This window comes from Azospirillum sp. TSH100 (genome assembly GCF_004923295.1).
In the GTDB taxonomy this organism is placed as follows: domain Bacteria; phylum Pseudomonadota; class Alphaproteobacteria; order Azospirillales; family Azospirillaceae; genus Azospirillum.
Map to the genome: position 1 here is coordinate 225,901 of NZ_CP039638.1, position 21,854 is coordinate 247,754.

The window sequence follows — 21,854 nt, forward strand, 5'->3', positions numbered from 1 at the left end:
CCCGGTCGCCGCTGGTGCGACGGCTGGCGTTCCTGTCCCGGCGCCCTGGCTTTCGCAAGGGGGGCCGGGGACCGCCGAAGCGGCCGTTTCCGTCTCCTCCCTCGTGCGGGAACGGCCGCTTCCGCGCCTGCCGTCCGGGCCTGGGGCGAGTGGGACAAACGGGTTCCCTGTCGGTTTACTGCGTCGTCATCGCTGGGAAAGGGTCACGAACGGCCCAATCTATGGCAAGATGGTCCATCGTCAGGGATCCCGGCCGCGATGCCGGTCCTGTTGCGTGGCCTGAAACGGAAGACGGACGCCCAAGAGAATGCTGATCGACGCCTATTTGGGGTTCCGGGTCGGGGACGTGGTCCTGGACCGTGCCGAGCTTGCCGCCGGCACCGCCACCATCAAGGAAATCCACGTCGTTCCCTGTGACTGGGCGCATGGCCTGACCGGCATCGCCGTGATGGAGAATGGCGCCGAGCGCTTCATCGTCCAGTTGAAGAAGGTCCGCCCGACCGAGGAAGAGGTCGAGACCGAAAGCAACGTCCGGCCCCTGCGCCACCGCGCGCGCTGAAATCGGTTTTTGAAAACGCCAAGGCCCGCCGCCCCGGATCGGAGCGGCGGGCCTTGGCTTTTTCGGCGGGGATCGTGTCCGCCGGCCCGTCAGTGACGAAGCTGGACGCGCCCGCCGTTCATGCGCGCGTCGTCGACGCGGGCAATGGCCGGGAGGCCGCGCAGGAAGGCGGCGCCGGTGTCGGTCGCCTCGAACAGGACGTGGCCCTGGCGGTCCTGGCCGCGGAAACGGGCCTCGGTCGTCATGCCGGCATTGCGGACGGCGGCCGACAGTTCGGACACGGCCTTCCAGATGCGGGCACGGTGTTCGGCGGCGCTGGCGCAACCGGTCGCATCCGCGACGGCCAGCGTTACGGTAAAGGAATGAAGCTCGATCGCCATGGTGGCACCACGGAACTTGGAGTGCGGGGTTTGAAAAACCCGGATCGTTCCGGCCATCGACCGGATACGGCGCCGGCCCTTGGGATCGAGAAACTCAGTCGTAACGGGGAAGCTTCGACAGGACAATGTCGCTGATGAGGCCGCGGAGCTGGCTTACCGGGAGCTGTTCGACCGGAATGCTGACCGCGCGGGCGTAGGTCTCGCAAACGTGCCAGGCGTGGTCGGGTTCGACCAGGATGTGCCGGGCGAGATCATGTTCGTCGGCGTTCGCCCTGCCGGGGAGCGCCTTTTCACAGGCCAGAACGGTTTGCACCATGTCGCTGGCCAGACTGTGCAGATTCATGGATGGCACCTTCCCATGTTCGGGAATTCGTTGGGGACACGAACAGACTAGACCTTCGGACCGGATTCCACAACGGGGCCTATGACGTTCGGCTGTGACAATTCAACGATTGTGCCACACCGAACGTTTCGGCGATGCCGCCGCGAACCGGCCGATACCGACACCAACATAGGTCGGGACGAATTATTCCGCCCGTGACCGTTTCGCGGGTCTGACGCGGCAAATTCCGGCCTGACCCTTTACCACTCCGCCCTTGCGCCGGGCAAGGTTTCGCCTATGGGCGTCCTGCTTATCCGGCGGCCGTCGCCAATGCCGTTGCGCGGAAAGACGCGCTGTGGATTGATGACTGGATTGCTGCCGTACCGGAGATCCGATCGATGTCGCCCGATCTGTGGCTCGCCTTCGCCGCCGCTTCCGCCATCATGCTGATGATTCCGGGGCCGACGGTGCTGATCGTCGTGTCCTATGCGCTGGGCCACGGGCGGAAATCGGCCATGGCGACGGTCGCGGGGGTGGCACTTGGCGACTTCACGGCGATGACCGCCTCCATGCTGGGACTGGGGGTGCTGCTGTCGACCTCGGCGGCGCTGTTCACCGGGCTGAAATGGGTGGGTGCCGCCTATCTCGTCTATCTCGGCCTCAAGCTGTGGCGGGCGCCGGTCAGGGAAGCGGAGGCGGTGGCCGACGAATCGGCAGGGGAGCAGGGGGTGCGGCCCTGGCGCATGATGCTGCACACCTATGCCGTCACCGCGCTGAATCCCAAGAGCATCGTCTTCTTCGTCGCCTTCCTGCCGCAGTTCCTTGACACCGGCCGGCCGCTGGCCGGGCAGATGGTGGTGATGGAGGCGACCTTCCTGGTGCTGGCGACGCTGAACGCCGCCGGCTATGCCCTGCTGGCCTCGGCGGCGCGCCGCGCGGTGCGGACCCCGTCGGTGCAGCGGGCTGTCAACCGGGTCGGCGGATCACTGCTGATGGGGGCCGGGCTGTTGACCGTGGCGTGGAAGCGGACGGCCTGACGCGGTCTTCTTGCGCGGCGGCGCCCTGCGCATGTCGATTTATTGACAAAACATTATAACTTCACTGAAAATTGTCGGCAATTCGGGGATGCACGCGCCGGTAACTTTCCTGAAGCCGGCCGAAGCAAATCGAACCGCGGGGGCGGTGATGGCCGACGGATGCAAAAGGGGCGACACGGCGCAGGACCTCCCGCGGGAGAGTCCGGGCGATGTCCTGGAATTCGCCGCCGAGGCGGAGGAGTCCGACGGTGGGCGGCGCAACCCGCCCTGGCTGATCCTGATCGTCGACGACGACCACGAGGTCCATGCCATCACCCGCGTCGTGTTGGGCGAAATGATGTTCGAGGAACGGCCGGTCCGTTTCCTGTCCGCCTACACCGCGCGGCAGGCGCGCTCGCTGCTGGCCGAGCATCCCGGCATCGCCGCCATCCTGCTGGACGTGGTGATGGAGACCGACGATGCCGGCCTGAAGCTGGTCCGCCACATCCGCGAGGAGATCGGCAACCGGCAGGTCCGCATCATCCTGCGCACCGGCCAGCCGGGTCAGGCGCCCGAACGGCAGGTGATCGCCGCCTACGACATCAATGACTACAAGTCCAAGAGCGAGCTGACGGCGCAGAAACTGTACACCGCCGCCGTCGCGGCCCTGCGTTCCTACCAGCACATCGCCGCCATCGAGCGCGGCCGGCAGGGGCTGGAGCGGGTGATGGAGGCGGCCGACCATCTGGCCGGGCTGCGCTCGCGCCCGCAGTTCCTGGCCGGGCTGGTCGGGCGGGCGGCGGCGCTGGTGACCGGCGCCCACTTCGCCCTGCTGTGCGGGGTCGGCGAGAATGGCGGACCGACGATCCTGGCGGAGGCGGGGGCGCCCACCGACCTGCTGCCGGAGGCGGCCGCCGGCATCAGGGCGGCGCTGGCTGACGGGCGGGCGCGCTGGACTGCCCGCTGCGGGATCGTCGTGCTGCACGGGCGCGATGCCCCGCCGCTGGCACTCTGCCTGCTCGGCGGCCCCTTCGCCGAGGGTGACCGGCCGCTGGTGGAGCTGCTCTGCACCAAGGCGGCGGTCGGGCTGGACAATCTGCGGCTCTACGAGCGGCTGAACCAGGCGCAGATCGCCACCGTCCATGCGCTGGGCAAGCTGGCCGAATACAAGGACGAGGTCACCGGCGACCATGTGAGGCGGCTGGGCCGCTGGGCCACCGCCATCGCCCGCGAACTCCACGCCCGCAATGCCTTCGCCGACGAGCTGGACGACTGGTTCTGCGACACAATCGGGCTGGCCAGCGTTCTGCACGACGTCGGCAAGGTCGGCATTCCCGATGCCATCCTGCGCAAGCCGGGCCGGTTGGACGAGGCGGAGATGGCGGTGATGCGCGAGCATGCCGCCATCGGCGGCAGCATCCTGCGCGACGCCGGCGGCGGTGACCGCCGCGGCTACCTGTCGATGGGCGCCGAGATCGCCGAGAGCCATCACGAGAAGTTCGACGGCAGCGGCTATCCGCGTGGACTGGCGGGCGACGCCATCCCGCTGGCCGGCCGCATCGTCGCCGTCGCCGACGTGTTCGACGCGCTGCTGCACCGCCGCCCCTACAAGAAGGCGTGGGACATTGGCGAGGTGCTGGACCTGCTGCGCGCCGAATCCGGCAGCCATTTCGACCCCCGGGTGGTCGAGGCCTTCCTGGCGGTGCTGGAACGCGACGGGGCGGGGGTATAGGTCCCGCCGCCCCGTTCGCAAATGCCGTTGGGCGTCAGACGCCCAGCACGTCGCGCATGCTGTAGAGGCCGGGGGTCTTGTCCTGCGCCCACAGGGCGGCGCGGACGGCGCCCTTGGCGTAGATCCCGCGGCCCGACGCCTTGTGGGTCAGCTCGATCCGCTCGCCCTCGCTGGCGAACATCACGGTGTGGTCGCCGATCACGTCACCGCCGCGCAGGGTTGCGAAGCCGATCTCGCCGCGCGGGCGGGCGCCGGTGTGGCCGTCGCGCACCTTCTGCCAGACATCCTCCAGCACCACACCGCGCCCGGCCGCCGCGGCGCGGCCGAGGCCGAGCGCGGTGCCCGACGGCGCATCGACCTTGCGGCGGTGGTGCATCTCCAGGATGTCGATGTCGAAATCGTCGTCCAGCGCGTGGGCGACCTGTTCGACCAGAGCCAGCAGCAGGTTGACGCCCAGCGACATGTTGGGCGACTGGACGATGGCGGTGTGGGTGGCTGCGGTGGCGATGGCCGCCTGCTGCGACGGGTTGAGGCCGGTGGTGCCGACGACCAGCACGGTTTCCGATTGGGCGGCCAGCGCCGCATGCCGCTCCGTCGACTCCGGGCTGGTGAAGTCGATCACCGCATCGCAGTCGGCGAACAGCGCGACCGGGTCGTCGATGGCGGTCACGCCCAGCGGGTCGATCCCGGCCAGGATGCCCAGATCCTTGCCCAGAGCCGGGCCGCCAACCCGCTCGGTCCCGCCGGCCAGCGTGCAGCCCGCGGTCGCCGCGATCTCGCGCACCAGCATCTGGCCCATGCGCCCCGCGCACCCGACGACACCGATCTTCATGACGCCCATCCTCTGTTCAGCTCTTCCGGCCGGACTTTCCCGCCCTCCCAGCGGTTTAGCACAGGCCCGGCCGTGGCTTAAGCGCCAAGGCAGCCGCGCAGCGATGCGGCGAGGTTGCGCAGCAGGGTGGGATAGAGCGCCTCGCCCTCCGGCAGGTCGGCGCCCTCGGGATCGAGCACGCCGGTCTTCGCCTTGGTGCCCTCGACCACGGTGCGGACCAGAGTCGGTTCGAATTGCGGTTCGGCGAAGACGCAGGCGGCGTTCAGCCCGGCGATCTTGGCGCGGATGGCGGACAACCGCTTGGCGGACGGACGGCGGTCGGGGCTGACGGTGATGGAACCGACGGCCGACAGGTCGTAGCGCGCCTCGAAATACTGGTAGGCGTCGTGGAAGACGACGAAGGGCTTGTCCTTTAGCGGCGCCAGTGTCGCCTTCAGCTCCGCATCCAGCGCGTCGATGGCCTGGAGCGTGCGGTCGGCGTTGGTGCGGTAGGCCTCCGCATTCGCCGGATCCCTGCCGGCCAGGGCGTCGGCCGCCGCGGTGACGATGGCGCGGGCATTGGCCGGGTCGAGCCAGATGTGGGTGTTCAGTTCGTCGTGGTCGTCGTCGCCATCCTTATGGCCGTCATGATCCTCATGGTCATGGTCCTTATGCCCGTCATGGCCGTGCCCCTCATGCCCATGGTCATGCGCCTCCCAAGCGCCGCCTTCGCGGGTTTGCAGCAGGGTGAGGCCCTTCAGGTCCATCAGGGTCAGCTTCGTCGCCTTCGGCGCGTTGGCCTGCAACGGCTTTTCCAGGAAGCCTTCCATCTCGGGACCGACCCAGACCACCAGATCGGCGGCCGACAGTGCCTTCGCGTCCGACGGCTTCATCGTGTAGCTGTGCGGCGAGGCGCCGCCGCGGACCAGCAGGGTCGGCGTGCCCACCCCATGCATCACGGACGCGACCAGGGAGTGGATCGGCTTGATCGACACCACCACCTTCGGCGCTTCGGCCCAGGCCGGCAGGGCAGCGGTGGCGCTGGCGACAAGAGCGCCGGTCAGGATGGCGGACAGCGCGAAGCGGCGCATGGGAGGGATCCTCTCGACTTGCTGGACAGGCTGCCGGTTTCAGAGCATAGGGAAGCCACAGTCATTTTGGTGTCACGTTATAACGTAACATGTCAATACCCCACCCAAGTCGCGACACCTCCCCGCTGTTCGCCGGTCCGCTCGCCTGGACCGAGGATCTGACCGTCCGTTTCGGCCGCCGCACCGTGCTCGACCGCGTCAACATCGCCGTCCAGCCGGGGGAGGTGGTGACGCTGATCGGCCCGAACGGCGCCGGCAAGACGACGCTGGTGCGCGCCGTGCTGGGGCTGACCGCGCCCGACGGCGGGCGGGTGCTGCGGCGGCCCAACCTGCGCGTCGGCTACATGCCGCAGAAGCTGTCGGTCGACCAGACGCTGCCGCTGACCGTGCGCCGGTTCCTGGCGCTGTGGCGGCCGGTGACCGCCGAGCAGGTGGCGGCGGCGCTGGAGGAGGCCGGGGTGACGCGGCTTGCCGACTCGGCGGTGCAGACGATTTCCGGCGGCGAGATGCAGCGGGTGCTGCTGGCCCGCGCCCTGCTGGGCGAACCGGACCTGCTGGTGCTGGACGAACCCGACCAGGCGGTTGACGTGCATGGGCAGGCGGAGCTGTTCAACCGCATCGCCCAGGTGCGGCAGCGGCGCGGCTGCGGCGTGCTGCTGGTCAGCCACGACCTGCACACGGTGATGGCGCGCACCGACCGGGTGATCTGCCTGAACGGCCATGTCTGCTGTTCCGGCCGGCCGGAGGATGTCAGCCGGCACCCGGAATATCATGCCCTGTTCGGCGGCCATGCCCGCGACCTCGCCGTCTATGTCCACCACCACGACCATGCCCATGCCGAGGACGGCAAGGTCGTGCATGACCATGACGGGGACTGCTGCCATGGATGAGTTCGTGATCCGAGCCCTGTTGGCCGGCGGCGGCATCGCCCTGCTGGCCGGGCCGCTGGGATCCTTCGTGGTGTGGCGGCGCATGGCCTATTTCGGCGACACGCTGTCCCATTCCGCCCTGCTGGGGGTGACGCTGGGCTTCCTGCTGGGCGTCAACCCGATGATCGGCGTGATGGTGGTCTGCGTGTCGCTGGCGCTGGCGCTGGTGGCGCTGCAGCGGCGGCGCCATCTCGCGGCCGACACGCTGCTGGGCATCCTGTCGCACGGCTCGCTGTCGCTCGGGCTGGTGGCGCTGGCCTTTCTGGAGACGCTGCGCGTCGATCTGATGGCCTATCTGTTCGGCGACATCCTGTCGGTGACCGACGGCGACCTGATGGCGATCTATGGCGGCGGCGTGGTGGCGTTGACCGGTCTGGCGCTGCTGTGGCGCCGGCTGCTGGCGGTGACGGTGGATGAGGATCTGGCGCGGGTGGAGGGCATGCCGGTCGACGCCCTGCGGCTGGCCTTCATGCTGCTGATCGCGCTGGTGATCGCCATCGCCATGAAGATCGTCGGCATCCTGCTGATCACCTCGCTGCTGATCATCCCGGCCGCCGCCGCCCGCCGCTTCGCCCGCACGCCGGAAGGCATGGCGGCGCTGGCATCGGTGCTGGGCATCCTGGCGGTGATCGCCGGGATACTGGCCTCGCTGAACTGGGATCTGCCGGGTGGCCCGAGCGTGGTGGTGGCCGCAGCCGCGCTGTTCCTGCTGGGATCGCTGGTGCCGCTGCGGCGTTGACGCGAAGCGCTGCGCGCGACGGCGAAGTCTGCAATCAGCAAAAGAATACGTTTGCGTGGATTTCCCGTTTGCGGACGTAACCGCCTCGGTCATAGTCCCCCGGCGGACGCAGTGGCGGGCTGGCCGCCACTGCCGCCGTACCAAGGGAGGGCTGGAGGATGGATAAGATCCTCACTCTCCTGATCCTGGTGCTGGAGATCGTCAAGCGGCTGCTTGACCTTCTGATGCACTAAGATCGGGCGGGCGGGCCGGGGAATTGGCGTCCCCGGCCCGCCTACCCCCGATATTGGTGCGGCACCCCATCGCTGTCAACGGGCAGCCAGAAAACACTTATTCGTCGATGTTGCGTGCCAGAACTTCGCGCTTTCCGGAGTGGTTGGGCTTGCTGACCACCCCCTCGGTTTCCATGCGCTCGATGAGGCGGGCGGCGGAGTTGTAGCCGATGCGCAGCTGGCGCTGGATGAAGCTGGTCGAGGCCTTGCGCTCGCGGCAGACCACCGCCACCGCCTTGTCGTAGAGGTCGTCGCCCGATCCGCCGCCGGTGCCGGGCAGGGCATCCTCGTCGAAGGACTGCTCGCCCTCCTCGTCCTCCAGGATGGCGTCGACATAGTTGGGCTCGCCCTGCGCCTTGAGGAATCGGACGATCTGTTCGACCTCGTGGTCGGAGACGAAGGGGCCGTGGACGCGGGTGATGCGGCCGCCGCCGGCCATGTAAAGCATGTCGCCCTGGCCCAGCAGCTGCTCGGCGCCCTGCTCGCCCAGGATGGTGCGGCTGTCGATCTTGCTGGTGACCTGGAAGCTGATGCGGGTCGGGAAGTTGGCCTTGATGGTGCCGGTGATGACGTCGACCGAGGGGCGCTGCGTCGCCATGATCAGGTGGATGCCGGCGGCGCGCGCCATCTGGGCAAGGCGCTGGATCGCCGCCTCGATGTCCTTGCCGGCGACCAGCATCAGGTCGGCCATCTCGTCGACGATCACGACGATGTAGGGCAGCTCGGTCAGGTCGAGCGGTTGCTCCTCGAACAGCGGCTTGCCGGTGTCGGGGTCGAAGCCGGTCTGGACGCGGCGGGTCAGCGATTCGCCGCCCTCGCGCGCCTCGCGCAGGCGGGCGTTGTAGCCCTCGATGTTGCGCACGCCCAGCTTGGACATGTTGCGGTAGCGGTCCTCCATCTCCCGCACCGTCCATTTCAGGGCGACCACCGCCTTCTTGGGGTCGGTGACGACCGGCGTCAGCAGGTGGGGGATGCCCTCATAGACCGACAGTTCCAGCATCTTGGGGTCGATCATGATGAAGCGGCAGCGCTCCGGCGGCAGCCGGTAGAGCAGCGACAGGATCATCGTGTTGATCGCCACCGACTTGCCCGACCCGGTGGTGCCGGCGACCAGCAGATGGGGGAAGCGGGCGAGGTCGGCCACCACCGGCTGGCCGCCGATGTCCTTGCCGAGCGCCAGCGCCAGCTTGCCGCCATGCTTGTCGAAGCCTTCCGCCGCCATCAGCTCGCGCAGCAGAACGGTCTCGCGCTTGGCGTTGGGCAGCTCGACGCCGATGACGTTGCGGCCGGGGACCACGGCGACACGGACCGACACCGCGCTCATCGAGCGGGCGATGTCGTCGGCGAGGCCGATGACGCGCGAGGATTTGGTGCCGGGAGCCGGTTCCAGCTCGTAGAGGGTGACGACCGGGCCGGGATGGACCTTCTGGATCTCGCCGCGCACGCCGAAGTCGGACAGCACGCCTTCCAGCTGGCCAGCGTTGCGCTGGAGCGCCGCCTCGTCCAGCTGTTCGCCACGGATGCCGGTCGGCGGCATCTGCAGCAGGTCCAGCGGCGGCAGCTCGTAGCCCTGCGGTCCCTCCTCCTCGCCCAGCGGAAGGCGGCTCTGGCGCGGGTCCTTTTTCGCCGCTTCGCGTTCCGACGCGGCAGATTTGGGCGGAGCGACGATGGGGACGGTGCGGACCGGCTTGTCGCCAGCGTTCGGAGTGGCGTTCGGGGCGGCGGAGAGCGGAACCGTGCCAGCACCCAGGCCGGCCGGCGGCAGCGGGGTCACCTGAACCGCCTCGTCGAAGCGCGGGAGGTTGCGTTTCGGCGCATCGTCGCCACGCAGCGCGTCGTCCACCGCGACCGAGGCGGCCTGGGCGGCGCTGCGGCCGTGGCGGCGCAGGACGTCGACACCGTTGCGGGCGCCCTGGCGGACCATGCGGGCGCCATTGACCATGCCACGGCCGAGCGCGCGGAAGCTGGCGATCCACTCGCCGATGGACAGGCCGGCGGCCAGGAACAGCACCAGCCCGCCGCCCACCGCGGCGGCGGTCGCCACCATCGGCTCGGCTCCGAACAGGTTGCCCACGCCGCGCAGCAGCACCTGGCCGATGCTGCCGCCGGGAAGCGGGGCGAGCGGATCGGTCGAGGCGTCGGTCAGGCCGGCCAGCGCCATGGCCACCAAAAACACGCCCCACAGCGCCAGAACGGTCCGGAACAGCGGGTTGCCGAGCTTGCGCTGGGCGCCGAGGCGCCAGCCCCAGAACATCGGCACCAGCGCGATGACGAAGGCGGCCCAGCCCAGCGACTGGATCAGCAGGTCGGCGGCGTAGGCGCCGGGGGTGCCGAACAGGTTGCGCGCGCTTCCCGCCGTGGCGGGGATCGAGTTCAGCGAGGCGTCATGCGGGTCGTAGCTGCCCAGCAGCACCATCAGCAGCAGGCCGAACAGGCCCAGCACGAAGCCCATCGCCTCGCGGGCGCGGGCGACGACGAAGGCGCGCATGGCCGGCGAGAAGAAGGGCGGCTTTTCCTGCCGGCCGCGGCCGGGCCGGATGCGCTCCTTGCCCGGTTCCTTCACGCCGTCGCGGGGTGCCCCCTTGCGCGGGCTGGGGGCGGGCCGTCCCAGGGTGGGCCGGGGGCGCGCGGAGGAGGGGCCGGCGGGTCGGGCCATGGGACGGAAACCTCGTGCTGTAGAAACCGGAACTGAAACTTTGGAACCCGAAACCTGGGACCAGCCGGAGCCGGTCAGCCGAGAATGCGGACGATGGCCGCGCAGGCCTGGGCGACGGTGTCGGTGTCCTGCACCAGGGCGACGCGGATGAAGGCGTCGCCGGGGTTCGGCTCGCCGGGGTTGCTGCGCGACAGATAGGCGCCGGGCAGGACGCGGACCGCTCCCTCCGCCCACAGCCGTTTCGCCGCCTCCTCGCCGTTGCCGACCTCCAGCCACAGGAAGAAGCCGCCGGCCGGGCGGTAATAGCCATAGCGGCCGCCCAGCTCCGCCTCCGCCGCGGCGAACTTGGCGCGGTAGGCGGCGCGGTTCTCCTCGACATGCGCCTCGTCGCGCCACAGCGCGGTGCTGGCGGCCAGGATCGGCAGCGGCATGCCTGCGCAGCCGTAGCTGCGCAGGCGGGAGAAGCGGCCGATCAGCGCCGGGTCGCCGGCGACGAAGCCGGAGCGCATGCCGGCGGCGCTCGACCGCTTGGACAGGGAATGGAAGACCAGCAGATTGGCCCAGGGCTTGCCGTCCGCGTACGGCAGGCTGGCCGCGACCTGGAGCGCGCCGACCGGCTGGGCGTCCAGCCAGATCTCGGCATAGCATTCGTCGACCGCCAGCACGAAGCCGTACTGCCGGGCCAACCCGATGGCCTTGGCGAGATAGGCCGGCGTCGCCGCGGCCCCCTGCGGGTTGGCGGGGGTGCAGAGATAGAACAGCGCCGTGCGCTCCAGCAGCTCCGGCGTCAGGGCGTCGAGGTCGGGCAGGAAGCCGGTCTCGCGCGTCGCCGACAGGAACACCGGCTCCGCCCCCGCCATCACCGCGGCCCCTTCATAGGGCGCGTAGAAGGGATTGGGCATCAGCACCGCCGGCTGGCGTCCGGCCTTCTGCGTCGGCACTGCCAGCAGGGCCAGCATGAACAGCGCCTCGCGCGTGCCGGACAGCGGCAGGACCGAGCTGTCGGCGTGCAGCAGCCCGGCCGGCAGGTCGTAGCGGCGGGTCAGCCAATCGCCGACCGCGGCGCGGAACTCCGGCGTGCCACCGACCGGCGGGTACTTGTTCCAGCCTGCGGCGCTGGCGCGCAGCGTCTCCTCGATGATTGCGGGCGGGGTATGCTGCGGTTCGCCGACCGTCAGCAGGATGGGAGCGACATTGGCGCGCGGGGTGATCGGCGCCAGCAGGTTGGCCAGCCGGGTGAAGGGATAGTCGGTCAGCAGGTCGAGCCGGTCGTTGCCGATCGCCTCGCTGAAGACGGCACCGCTGTTGACGCTGAAATCGGTGAGAACCATGGCGACCGCAACCCTCTTCGCACCCCGGATGCCGCACCCCGGCCTGGGGAAGCGGCCACGTCTCGTGAAGGGCGATCCTATCGGCGGGGCACCGGGGGCACAAGCGCCCAGAACCTTTGGGCGTGGCGGGTGGCCGAACGGTCACAGCAAGGGAAGCTGTCCCTCTCCCGGGGCGGGAGAGCGGGTTCCCCATTTCATCCGGACAATATTGACGACCAATTTTCATCCGGGTAAAATAGGCGCATCACAACCGGAGCTCCGACCATGACCGTCACCGCCGAAACCCTCTGCACCGCGTTTCGGGGCGAGCGCCGCCTTGCCGCCGGGGATGCGCTGAGCGTTGCGCGGGCAGTGCGTGCAGCGCTCGACGCGGAACCGGACGGGCCGCCCGTGCTGGTCTTCGACGATGCCACGGGAAAGGTGATCGACCTCGATCTGCGGGGAAGCGATGCGGAGCTTGCGTGGCGTCTATCGCCGCCGCCGCGCGGGCCGGGGCGGCCGAAGCTAGGTGTGGTGGCGCGCGAGGTGACGCTGCTGCCGCGTCATTGGGAGTGGTTGAACGCCCAGCCGGGCGGGGCGTCGGTGGCTCTGCGCAAGCTGGTGGACGAGGCGCGCAAGGGGAGCGAGGCGAAGGACCGCGTGCGCCGGGCGCAGGAGGCCGCCTATCGCGTCATGCTGGAATTGGCCGGTGACCGTCCGGGCTATGAGGAGGCGGTTCGGGCGCTTTATGCGGCGGACCGGTCGCGGTTCGATGCGCTGACGGCCGACTGGCCGGCCGACCTGCGCGATTATGCCGGAGCGCTGGCGGCGGATGCCTTCGTCAGCCCGGGCGAGGGCGGCTGAACAGGCGGGCAGGCGCGCGGACGCGCGCCCGCCGGGTCCGTTCCCGCCGGAAGGAGCGGACCCCGTTTGGCCGGCAGCCTTACAGCGCCTCGGCGTTGGTCTCGCCGGTGCGGATGCGCACGGCCTGGGCGATCTCCAGCACGAAGATCTTGCCGTCGCCGATGCGCCCGGTGTTGGCGGCCTTCTGGATCGCCTCCACCACCTGCTCGTACTGGTCGTCGGACACCGCGACCTCGACCTTCACCTTGGGCAGGAAGCTCACGGAATACTCGGCGCCGCGGTAGATTTCCGTCTGGCCCTTCTGGCGGCCGAAGCCCTTGACCTCGCTGACGGTCAGGCCCTGGATCCCGAGCGACGTCAGCGCCTCGCGCACTTCGTCGAGCTTGAACGGCTTGATGATGGCCATAACCAGTTTCATGTGGCTTCCCCTTAAAGCGTTGTTCCGGCCGCGTGTAAGGCTTTGGCCGCCCCGTTGCGGTACCAGTCCGGCCTGACACCGTACCGTCCTCCCGCCGATGGCCCAAGCCTGTTCGCGTCGACCGCAAAAATCAACGATTACAAGAATCGTGCCGGTTGAAATGCGCTGCAACGATGGGAATATGCCTGTTGATTGGGCGCCCAAAAGGGCGGCATTTGCCCTAAAATCATGCAGCGACAATCTGTCCGGCTGTCTGCACGCGTCGGGCGGGGACTGGACACTGGACAGGACGCCGCAGTGCGACAATTGTCTGATCGCGTCCGTGGCGCCGGCAAGGGTCAGGCCCGGCCGGTCCGCGTGGCGCATGGACGAAAGCGAGAGGGCAGCGAGCATCATGGCCGTACCGGGCACCGAATCGGGCAACGCGACCGTCCCCCCGCTGGGCGGCGACATCACCACGGAGGTCGTGGTGCTGGGCGGCGGTCTGGCCGGGCTGACCATGGCGGCGGCGCTGGCCAGCGCCGGCGTGCCGGTGGTCTGCATCGACCAGGACAGCCCCGAACGCATGGGCGGTCAGGAGTTCGATATCCGCACCACCGCGATCTCCTACGCCTCCAAGATGGTGCTGGAGGCGGCGGGGGTGTGGCACCACATGGCCGACAAGGCCGGCCCGATGCTGGACATCCGCATCGCTGACCAGTTCTCGCCCCTGTTCATCCATTACGACCACACCGAACTGGCGATGGAGGGCAAGCATCAGCCCTTCGGCTGGATCCTGGACAACAAGGACATCCGCCACGCCCTGTTCGCCCGCGCGGCCGAACTGCCGGGGCTGGTCCATCTGGCGCCGGCCAAGGCGGTGACGGTGGAGCGCAAGCGGTCCGGCGTCTCGGTGCGGCTGGCCGACGGGCGCACCGTGCGCGGCCGTCTGCTGGTCGGCGCCGACGGGCGGCGGTCGATGGCGCGCGAGAGCGCCGGGATCAGGGTGCGGCGCTGGTCCTACGACCAGAGCGCCATCATCTGCACCATCCGCCACACCGAACCGAACAAGGGCGTCGCGGTCGAGCATTTCCTGCCCAACGGTCCCTTCGCCGTGCTGCCGATGACGGAGAACCGCTGTTCCATCGTGTGGAGCGAGAAGACCTCGCTGGTCGACACCTATCTGAAGCTTCCCGACGACCAGTTCATCGACGAGTTGCAACGGCGGTCCGGCGGCTATCTCGGCGAGATCACGCTGCTGACCAAGCGCGAGGCCTGGCCGCTGTCGGTCCTGCTGGCCGACCGCTTCATCGCCGATCGGCTGGCCCTGGTGGGCGAGGCGGCGCACGCCATCCACCCGATCGCCGGGCAGGGGCTGAACCTTGGCATGCGCGACGTCGCCGCACTGGCGGAGGTGGTGGTCGATGCCTACCGCCTGGGGCTGGATGTCGGCGGTCCGGAGGTGCTGGCGCGCTTCCAGCGTTGGCGCCGCTTCGACACCGTGCTGCTGGCGGCGGTGTGCGACGGGCTGGTCCATCTGTTCTCCAACAACATCCCGCCGGTGAAGCTGGCGCGCGACCTGGGCATGGCGGTGATCAACCGGCTGCCGCCGGTCAAGCGCTTCTTCATGAAGCATGCGATGGGTGTGGTCGGCGACCTGCCGCGGATGATCAAGGGGCAGCCACTTTAAGCCCGGCCATTTTTAAGCAGCAGCCATTTTGACCCGGCACCGGTAATCCTTGGCAGCGGGGGGCGGACGCCTTATGTCCGCCATACCGCCCGGTTAAGGAGTCGGGCTCCGAACGACCAAGGATGAAGACCGTGCTTCGCCGCCTTTCCGCCGCCCTGCTGTTCGCCAGCCTTCTTGCTCCGCTGCCGGCGGCCTTCGCCACGTCCGCCGCCGCCGCGCCGGCCACCCCCGTCTCGCTGTCGGCGCAGGACCAGGCGGTCGTCGCCAAGGTGGAGGAGTATCTGAACGGCATCACCACCTTGCAGTCGAAGTTCCTGCAGGTGGCGCCCAACGGACGGCAGGCGACCGGCATCTTCTATCTGTGGCGGCCCGGCCGGATGCGGCTGGAATATGACCGGCCGCTGAAGGACTTCATCGTCGCCGATGGCAGCTTCGTCTTTTATTGGGACGGCGAGATGCGCCAGCAGTCGAGCGCGCCCATCGGCTCGACGCTCGCCGACTTCATCCTGCGCAAGAACATCCGGCTGTCGGGCGACGTCACCGTCACCGACGTCTTCCAGGCCCCCGGTGTGATCGAGGTCAGCCTGCTGGAAACCAAGGACCCCGGCAAGGGCACCCTGACCCTGGTTTTCGAGGACCGTCCCTTCCAGCTGCGCAAGTGGCGGGTGCTGGACGCCCAGGGCCTGACCACCGAGGTGGCCCTGCTGAATCCGCGCACCGACGTCACCTTCGACCGCGAGATGTTCTATTTCAAGGAGCCGGCGCGTGGATCGGATTTCGGCCGCGCCAACTGAGCGGCGGGAGTCCTTCCATCTCCGCGATCAGTCGCGATCCGGCGCGCCGAGCGGGAAATAGGACCGATAGGGGCGCCCTTCGTCGACCGCACGCGCGATGGACGGCCGCGCCAGCAGGCGTGAACGATAGTCCCGCAGCCGTGGAAAGGCGGGACCGATCCGGTGAACCCAATCCGCATAGAAGAGCGAGGGGGCCGCGGCGCAGTCGGCCATGGTGAAGCTCTCTCCGGCTGCCCAGCGTCTGCCCGACAGCCTTTCCTCCAGCCAGGCATAGGCCGCATCGAGATCCCGGCGGGTCTTCTCCTTCACCTCGTCCAGCCGCGCCGCGTCCGGTCGCAGCGATTCGAACACCGGCGCCTGCATCGGCGTCATGATGTAGTTGTCGAAGAAGCGGTCCATCAGCCGGACCTCCAGGGCGGCGTCGCCGCCGTCGGGCAGCCAGCGGATCGGCCCGGCGTGATGGAGATCCAGATGTTCGATGATGATGCTGGATTCCACGACCGTGCGGCCATCGTCCACCAGCACCGGAAAGCGTCCGAGCGGCCAGAGTGCCGCCCGTTCGGCCGCCGCGCCGGCATCCTCCAAATTCCGGTAGGTGAAGGGAATGCCATTTTCCCAAAGCGCGATCAGCACCTTTTGGGAATAGGAGGAGAAGGGGTGTGCATAGAGGGTCAGCGACATCGGGCACCTCCAACCGCTTGCAAAATGCAAGCAGTTGAACGCTAGCGCGACTGATCCTACTTTGCAAGCGGAAGGAGACCGGTCTTGCTGGATGCACATCGATCGGGGTGTCCGATCAACCTGACGCTTGAAGTCCTGGGCGACCGCTGGAGCCTGATCGTCATCCGCGACATCATTTTCGGCGACCGGCGCCGCTATCGCGAACTCCTCACCCGCTCGGAGGAGGGCATCGCATCCAATGTTCTGGCGGACCGGCTCAAGCGGCTGCTCGCGGCGGGCCTGCTGACCAAGGCCGACGACCCGCGCCACCGGCAAAGCACGATCTACAGCCTGACCGAACCGGCGATCCAACTCGTGCCGTTGCTGGCCCAGATGGGCGCCTGGGGGCGGCGGCATGCGCCGGCGTCCAGAGAGCTGTCGATCCGCGCGCAACTGCTTGAAGAGGGCGGTCCTCTCCTCTGGGAAGAGTTGATGGGCGAACTGCGTGTGCGTCATCTGAATGCCGAGCCCTGCGATCCGTCGGCCCCGGAGTCCGTTTTGCAACGCCTGAACGCTGCCTACGAAGCGATCCGGCGGACGCCGGACTGACGGGCCTGTCCGCTTGCCGCTCTCCCGCCGGATCGTAAGCCAATCGTATAATTTCCTGCACGAACCATTTCTGTCAGCCTGAAGTCCGGCACGATGTTTGCTGCGTTGCGGCAAAACGGCTGCGAGGGGCTGTGTCATGACGCCGCACCGACCGACTCTTGGGCAGACTGCCGGCCAGCTTGGCGGGGGCCGCCCAGGATCTGTGCAACACAACATCCTGGCCGCCGCGGCCTGTGGGGTGTCGGATTTCATCGCCGCGCAGGGCGGCTGCCCCGATCAGGTGTTCCACCGCGTCGGTGTGGAGGAGCGCGCACTCGGCCAGCCGACGGTGGCGCTCGACCTGCGCGCCTATGTGGCGATGATGGAGGTGGCGGCGGCGGAGACCGGCAACGACAATTTCGGCCTGATGTTCGGCCGCCAGTTCCAGCCGGAGATGCTGGGGCTGATCGGTTCCATCGCGCTGGCAGCACCGACGCTGGGAGCGGCCCTCGACCATCTGGCCCGGCTGTTCCCCTTCCATCAGCAGGCGACCGAAACCCGCTTCGTCCGCGATGGCGAGTTGCTGCGGCTGGAATACCGCATCCTCGACGGCTGCATTGTCGAGCGGCGGCAGGATGCCGAGCTGACCATGGGCATGTTCGCCAATGTGGTGCGTGCCTGCCTCGGTGCGCACTGGATGCCGGAGGAGGTGCATTTCGAGCATCCGAAGCCGGAGGGCTGGCGCCTGCACGAGGCGCTGTTCGACGCCCCCGCCCATTTCGGCCAGCGCACCAACGCCATCCTGCTGCGCGACCGCCAGCTCGACCGCCGCATGCCCGGTGGCGACATGGCGCGGCTGACCGGGTTGTGCGGTACGCTGATCGACATCGCCCGTGGCACCGGGACGCCGCCGCTGCTTGACCGCGTGAAGGCGGAGGTGCGGGCACGCCTGCCGGAAGGCCCGCCCTATGTCGAGGACATCGCCGACCGGCTTGGCATCGCCCGCTGGACTTTGCAGCGCCGGCTGGCCGACGAGGGCTTGAGCTTTTCCGATCTGGTGGAGGGGGTGCGGCGCGATCTGGCGGCAGTCTATATCCGCCAGCGCCATGTTCCCGTCGCCGACATCGGCGCCCTGCTGGGCTATTCGGAGGTCAGCGCCTTCAGCCGCGCCTTCCGCCGCTGGTTCGGCGTGTCGCCGGCGAAAATGCGGGGAGCCTGAGGCCGCTTCGCCTCTCGCTCCGGCATGGTTGCCTGGGGCGGCCAGGGATGGCGGAGGAGGGATTTTCGCGTCCGCGGCGGACGGGGCGCCGGCCGCTTACGAACGTGCCGGGCGAATTCCGGCCGGATTATTCCCCTGCAAATGTGCGGATCTGCCATTGATATATCGTATGGGAATTTTTCTTGAACGAACGTTCAGCTATGCCAAAAGGACGATGACGATTTTGAAAACAGCAGAGAGTGGCGTTTTTCCGAACGCCATGAAGGGAAGGACTTTCTTTCATGTTGAATAACCTCAGCATCACCAAAAAGATTCTTGCGCTTGTTGCGCTGGCTTTGTTGGGTTCGTTCGCGATTGTTTTTTACAACTTTACAAATTTGAAGCAGTCGATGATCGAGGATCGCAAGCAGGCGATCCGCAACATTGTGGAAGCCGCGGTCAGCGTCGCCGACCATTACAATCGCGAGGCGATGAGCGGCGCGCTTCCGGTGGAGGAGGCGAAGACGCGCGCCAGGAACGTGATCCGTGCGCTGCGCTTCGGCAAAGGCGATTATTTCTTCGTCTACAACATGAACGGCGTCACCGAGGTCCACGGCACCCGCAAGGAGCTTGAGGGCAAGATGCGTCTGGAGGAGAAGGACGTCGACGGCTTCCCCTTCCTGCGTCATCAGATCGCCAATGCGCAGGCCGGCGGCGGCTTCACCACCTACCGCTTCACCAAGCCGAATGGCGGCAGCGAGGTCTACGCCAAGATCTCCTATGACGCTCCCTTCACGCCGTGGAACTGGGTGATCGCCTCGGGCGTCTATGTCGATGACATCGACAACAGCTTCGCCGACAAGCTCTATCGCGCCCTGGCGGTGGTCGCCGGCGTGATGGCGGTGATGCTGATCGCCTCGACCTATCTCGGCAAGGCGATCACCGGACCCATCGCCGCGCTGTCGGCCGCCATGCGCCGGCTGGCCGATGGCGACCATGGCGTGACCATCTCCGGCGCCGGGCGGCGCGACGAGATCGGCGCCATGGCCCAGGCGGTCCAGGTCTTCAAGGACAACGGCATCGCCATGGAGGCCCTGCGCCGAGACAATGAAAGGGCGGCGGAACAGGCCGTCGCCGACCGGCGCAAGGGCATGCTGGATCTGGCGAACGGTTTCGAATCCCAGATCAAGACGATCGTCGACAGCGTGGCCCAGCAGGCGTCGCAGCTGCGTTCGACCTCCGGCGTGTTGACCGACATCGCCCGCAACGCATCCGATCAGTCGGAGCATTCCCTGCGTGCCGCCTCCGACGCCGGCAGCGGCGTGCAGATCGTCGCCGCGGCGGCGGAGCAGCTGGCCTCGTCGATCCAGGCGATCAGCGCCGAAGTCAGCCGGTCGGCCGACATGAGCCAGAAGGCGGTGGACGAAACCCAGCGCACCGCCGGGATCGTCGCCGGGCTGACCGCCGCCGCCGGGAAGATCGGCGACGTGGTCAACCTGATCAACGCCATCGCGTCGCAGACCAACCTGCTGGCGCTGAACGCCACCATCGAGGCGGCGCGCGCCGGCGAGGCCGGCAAGGGCTTCGCCGTCGTCGCCGGCGAGGTGAAGAGCCTTGCCAACCAGACGGCGAAGGCCACCGAGGAGATCAGCGCCCAGATCGGCACGATCCAGACCGCCACCCGCTCGGTGGTCGGCGCCATCGACGACATCAGCGGCATCATCACCGGCATCAATGAGACGGCCACCACCATCGCCTCGGCTGTCGAGGAGCAGGGGGCGGCGACCCGCGAGATCGCCCGCAACGTGCAGCAGGCGGCCAACGGCGCCCAGGAGGTGGTCAGCCGGGTCCAGGGCATGCAGAAGATGGCCGGGGAAACCGGCAGCGGCGCCAGCCAGGTGGAGGAGGCCGCCTCGGATCTGCTGATGCAGTCGGAGGAGCTGACCCGTCAGATGGACCGCTTCATCGGCGGCATCCGCGCCGGCTGACCCTCGTCCTGTCAGATGCCGACCTCGACCGCCGCGTTGACGACGTAGATCTGCTCGTTGCGGTCGTTCTTGTCGGCCAGGAAGATGCCGCTCGGCGCCAGCATGCCGCCGCCGGTGACGTGGATGCTGACCGCGCCATAGGGGAAGACGGCCTTCACCGCCTCGTGGTCCAGCCGGTCGGCATCGGCCGGCACGGCGAGGTGGACGCGCACCTGCATTCTGCTGGTGTCGCCGTCCACCAGGGCGCGCATCCCGGGCATGGAGTTGCGCTCTATGGCGTTGCGCACGGCGCGGATGGCGGCCTTGGTCACGTCCTGGCCGTGCAGATCCACCCCCATGCCGAGTTCCACGAACATCACCTGCTTCATCGCGTCGGGCCTTCCCTCCTGGGTGTCGGTCGACGGGATGATGGCGCGGCGGGGTGGAGAGGGCCAGGGGGCGGTTTGGGAATTCCGGGGGGCGGAAGCTGCCGTTGCCCCCCGTCCCGCTCACTCCATCGGCAAGCCGACGTAATTCTCCGCCAGCGCCGTCATGGCGGCGCGGGAGTGGACCAGATAGTCCAGCTCGGCCAGATGCACCCGCTGCTCGAAGGGCGATTCATGCTCATTCCGGTGCAGCATGGTGGTCATGTACCAGGAGAAGCGCTCCGCCTTCCAGATGCGGCGCAGGCAGGTGGCGCTGTAGGCGTCCAGCCCCTCGGTGCTGCCGGACTTGTAGTAGGCGGTCATGGCGCGCGACAGCACCAGCACGTCGGCGACCGCGAGGTTCAGCCCCTTGGCGCCGGTCGGCGGCACGATATGGGCGGCGTCGCCGGCGATGAACAGGCGGCCATGCTGCATCGGATCGCAGACGAAGCTGCGCATCGCGATGATGCCCTTCTGGAAGATCGGCCCTTCCTTCAGGGTCCAGCCGCTCTCGTCCTCCAGCCGGCGGTGCAGTTCGGACCAGATGCGGTCGTCGGACCAGTTGGCGATGTCGTCCTTGGGATCGACCTGGATGTAGAGGCGCTGCACCTCCGGCGAGCGGGTGCTGAGCAGGGCGAAGCCGCGCTCGTGGTTGGCGTAGATCAGTTCGGGGTGCGACGGCGGCGCCTCGGTCAGGATGCCGAGCCAGCCGAAGGGATAGACGATCTGGTATTCGGTCCGCGCGGCGGCGGGGATCGCCTGCCGGCTCGGCCCGTGGAAACCGTCGCAGCCGGCGACGAAGTCGCAGCGCAGCTCCTCCACCGGCCCGTCCGGGCCGCGGCGGAACTGCACGCGCGGCGTCTTGCCGTTGAGGTCGTGGAACCGCACGTCTGACACGCCGAACAGGATGGTGCCGCCATCCTCCAGACGGGCGGAGACGAGGTCGCGGATCACCTCGTGCTGGGCATAGACGGTGACGCGCTTGCCGCCGGTCAGCTCCGCCATGTCGATGTGGTGGCTCTGGCGGTTGAAGCGCAGGGTGATGCCGGAATGGAAATGCCCCTCGCGCATCATGCGGTCGCCGAGGCCCATCCCGTTCATCAGGTCGACCACCCACTGCTCCAGCACGCCGGCGCGGATGGTGCCCTCGATCTCCTCGCGGCTGCGGCTTTCGAGAATGATCGAGTCGATGCCCTGCCGGTGCAGCAGATGGGACAGGAACAGTCCGGCCGGACCGGCGCCGATGATGGCGACCTGGGTACGGGTCGATTTGGCCTGGGTCGATTTGGTGGGGTGCATGTCTCTCGCCCTTTCGGCAAAGCTGCGGCGCCGCTCCTGCCGGATTGCTTCGTGCGCCAAATGTTATTGAGCATGCTAATTCATTGAACGGAGGGCCGGACATAGACGAACCGGAAAAAGGCTTGTACTTTTCAACGCCAGCCCACCGGAGTCCG

General features: G+C 68.2%; 21 protein-coding genes. 11 read left to right on the forward strand and 10 right to left on the reverse strand.

Features of this window, described 5'->3' with window-relative positions; genetic code table 11:
- Positions 1-307: 307 nt before the first annotated feature.
- Complete coding sequence (locus E6C72_RS26405; protein WP_109048879.1) at positions 308-559, forward strand: hypothetical protein; 252 nt, start codon at positions 308-310, stop codon at positions 557-559.
- A gap of 89 nt (positions 560-648) precedes the next feature.
- On the opposite strand, the gene E6C72_RS26410 is transcribed toward E6C72_RS26405, so the two are convergent.
- The gene (locus tag E6C72_RS26410) at positions 649-939 is read right to left on the reverse strand and encodes a hypothetical protein (protein ID WP_109085156.1); all 291 of its coding nucleotides are present in this window, start codon (positions 937-939) and stop codon (positions 649-651) included.
- Positions 940-1,033: 94 nt separating this feature from the next.
- Positions 1,034-1,282: a hypothetical protein gene (locus E6C72_RS26415; RefSeq protein ID WP_109085152.1), complete on the reverse strand. Its 249-nt coding sequence runs from the start codon at positions 1,280-1,282 to the stop codon at positions 1,034-1,036.
- A 377-nt stretch (positions 1,283-1,659) separates the two neighbouring features.
- Here E6C72_RS26415 and E6C72_RS26420 point away from each other — a divergent pair, with 377 nt between their 5' ends.
- Complete coding sequence (locus tag E6C72_RS26420) at positions 1,660-2,298, forward strand: LysE family translocator (RefSeq protein WP_109085151.1); 639 nt, start codon at positions 1,660-1,662, stop codon at positions 2,296-2,298.
- 148 nt (positions 2,299-2,446) lie between these two features.
- Complete coding sequence (locus E6C72_RS26425; RefSeq protein ID WP_109085150.1) at positions 2,447-4,009, forward strand: response regulator; 1,563 nt, start codon at positions 2,447-2,449, stop codon at positions 4,007-4,009.
- 34 nt (positions 4,010-4,043) lie between these two features.
- On the opposite strand, the gene dapB is transcribed toward E6C72_RS26425, so the two are convergent.
- Positions 4,044-4,841, reverse strand: a complete 798-nt coding sequence (gene dapB, locus E6C72_RS26430) for a 4-hydroxy-tetrahydrodipicolinate reductase (RefSeq protein ID WP_109085149.1) — start codon at positions 4,839-4,841, stop codon at positions 4,044-4,046.
- Positions 4,842-4,918: 77 nt separating this feature from the next.
- Positions 4,919-5,911: a zinc ABC transporter substrate-binding protein ZnuA gene (gene znuA / locus E6C72_RS26435; protein WP_109085148.1), complete on the reverse strand. Its 993-nt coding sequence runs from the start codon at positions 5,909-5,911 to the stop codon at positions 4,919-4,921.
- 89 nt (positions 5,912-6,000) lie between these two features.
- Here znuA and znuC point away from each other — a divergent pair, with 89 nt between their 5' ends.
- Both znuC and znuB read left to right on the forward strand, forming a co-directional pair.
- On the forward strand, positions 6,001-6,801 hold the full coding sequence (gene znuC, locus E6C72_RS26440) for a zinc ABC transporter ATP-binding protein ZnuC (RefSeq protein WP_199228717.1): 801 nt from the start codon (positions 6,001-6,003) through the stop codon (positions 6,799-6,801).
- On the forward strand, positions 6,794-7,579 hold the full coding sequence (znuB, locus tag E6C72_RS26445) for a zinc ABC transporter permease subunit ZnuB (protein ID WP_109085147.1): 786 nt from the start codon (positions 6,794-6,796) through the stop codon (positions 7,577-7,579). Before znuC ends, znuB begins: the two co-directional genes overlap by 8 nt.
- Before the next feature lie 330 nt (positions 7,580-7,909).
- On the opposite strand, the gene E6C72_RS26450 is transcribed toward znuB, so the two are convergent.
- A complete protein-coding gene (locus E6C72_RS26450; RefSeq protein ID WP_247875610.1) occupies positions 7,910-10,507 on the reverse strand; it encodes a DNA translocase FtsK in 2,598 nt (865 codons plus the stop codon).
- Between the two features lie 74 nt (positions 10,508-10,581).
- Positions 10,582-11,838, reverse strand: coding sequence for an aminotransferase class I/II-fold pyridoxal phosphate-dependent enzyme (locus E6C72_RS26455; protein ID WP_109085146.1), 1,257 nt, complete (start codon positions 11,836-11,838; stop codon positions 10,582-10,584).
- 264 nt (positions 11,839-12,102) lie between these two features.
- On the opposite strand from E6C72_RS26455, the gene E6C72_RS26460 reads away from it, so the two are divergent.
- The gene (locus E6C72_RS26460) at positions 12,103-12,681 is read left to right on the forward strand and encodes a DUF2239 family protein (RefSeq protein WP_109085145.1); all 579 of its coding nucleotides are present in this window, start codon (positions 12,103-12,105) and stop codon (positions 12,679-12,681) included.
- A gap of 79 nt (positions 12,682-12,760) precedes the next feature.
- Here the strand turns inward: E6C72_RS26460 and glnK are convergent, their stop codons facing one another.
- A complete protein-coding gene (glnK, locus tag E6C72_RS26465) occupies positions 12,761-13,099 on the reverse strand; it encodes a P-II family nitrogen regulator (RefSeq protein ID WP_012977707.1) in 339 nt (112 codons plus the stop codon).
- A gap of 394 nt (positions 13,100-13,493) precedes the next feature.
- Between glnK and E6C72_RS26470 the strand changes: the two genes are divergently transcribed.
- Together E6C72_RS26470 and E6C72_RS26475 are read left to right on the forward strand one after the other, a co-directional pair.
- Positions 13,494-14,768: a UbiH/UbiF/VisC/COQ6 family ubiquinone biosynthesis hydroxylase gene (locus tag E6C72_RS26470; protein WP_109085153.1), complete on the forward strand. Its 1,275-nt coding sequence runs from the start codon at positions 13,494-13,496 to the stop codon at positions 14,766-14,768.
- Between the two features lie 122 nt (positions 14,769-14,890).
- Positions 14,891-15,562, forward strand: a complete 672-nt coding sequence (locus E6C72_RS26475; RefSeq protein ID WP_109085144.1) for an outer membrane lipoprotein carrier protein LolA — start codon at positions 14,891-14,893, stop codon at positions 15,560-15,562.
- Positions 15,563-15,589: 27 nt separating this feature from the next.
- Here the strand turns inward: E6C72_RS26475 and E6C72_RS26480 are convergent, their stop codons facing one another.
- A complete protein-coding gene (locus E6C72_RS26480) occupies positions 15,590-16,243 on the reverse strand; it encodes a glutathione S-transferase family protein (RefSeq protein ID WP_109085143.1) in 654 nt (217 codons plus the stop codon).
- 84 nt (positions 16,244-16,327) lie between these two features.
- Between E6C72_RS26480 and E6C72_RS26485 the strand changes: the two genes are divergently transcribed.
- The 3 genes from E6C72_RS26485 to E6C72_RS26495 all read left to right on the forward strand — a co-directional run bounded on the left by E6C72_RS26485 (position 16,328) and on the right by E6C72_RS26495 (position 19,996).
- Positions 16,328-16,831 (forward strand): helix-turn-helix domain-containing protein, encoded by a 504-nt coding sequence (locus tag E6C72_RS26485; protein ID WP_109085142.1) that lies wholly within the window; start codon positions 16,328-16,330, stop codon positions 16,829-16,831.
- 202 nt (positions 16,832-17,033) lie between these two features.
- Entirely contained in the window at positions 17,034-18,029 is a 996-nt protein-coding gene (locus E6C72_RS26490) for an AraC family transcriptional regulator (RefSeq protein ID WP_109085141.1), read from the forward strand.
- A 389-nt stretch (positions 18,030-18,418) separates the two neighbouring features.
- Complete coding sequence (locus tag E6C72_RS26495; RefSeq protein ID WP_136700853.1) at positions 18,419-19,996, forward strand: methyl-accepting chemotaxis protein; 1,578 nt, start codon at positions 18,419-18,421, stop codon at positions 19,994-19,996.
- An 11-nt stretch (positions 19,997-20,007) separates the two neighbouring features.
- On the opposite strand, the gene E6C72_RS26500 is transcribed toward E6C72_RS26495, so the two are convergent.
- Both E6C72_RS26500 and pobA read right to left on the reverse strand, forming a co-directional pair.
- Positions 20,008-20,364 carry a Lin0512 family protein gene (locus E6C72_RS26500; RefSeq protein ID WP_109444007.1) on the reverse strand — a complete coding sequence of 119 codons (357 nt, stop codon included), beginning with the start codon at positions 20,362-20,364 and terminating at the stop codon, positions 20,008-20,010.
- Between the two features lie 120 nt (positions 20,365-20,484).
- Positions 20,485-21,699: a 4-hydroxybenzoate 3-monooxygenase gene (pobA, locus tag E6C72_RS26505; protein WP_109444008.1), complete on the reverse strand. Its 1,215-nt coding sequence runs from the start codon at positions 21,697-21,699 to the stop codon at positions 20,485-20,487.
- Positions 21,700-21,854: the final 155 nt, after the last annotated feature.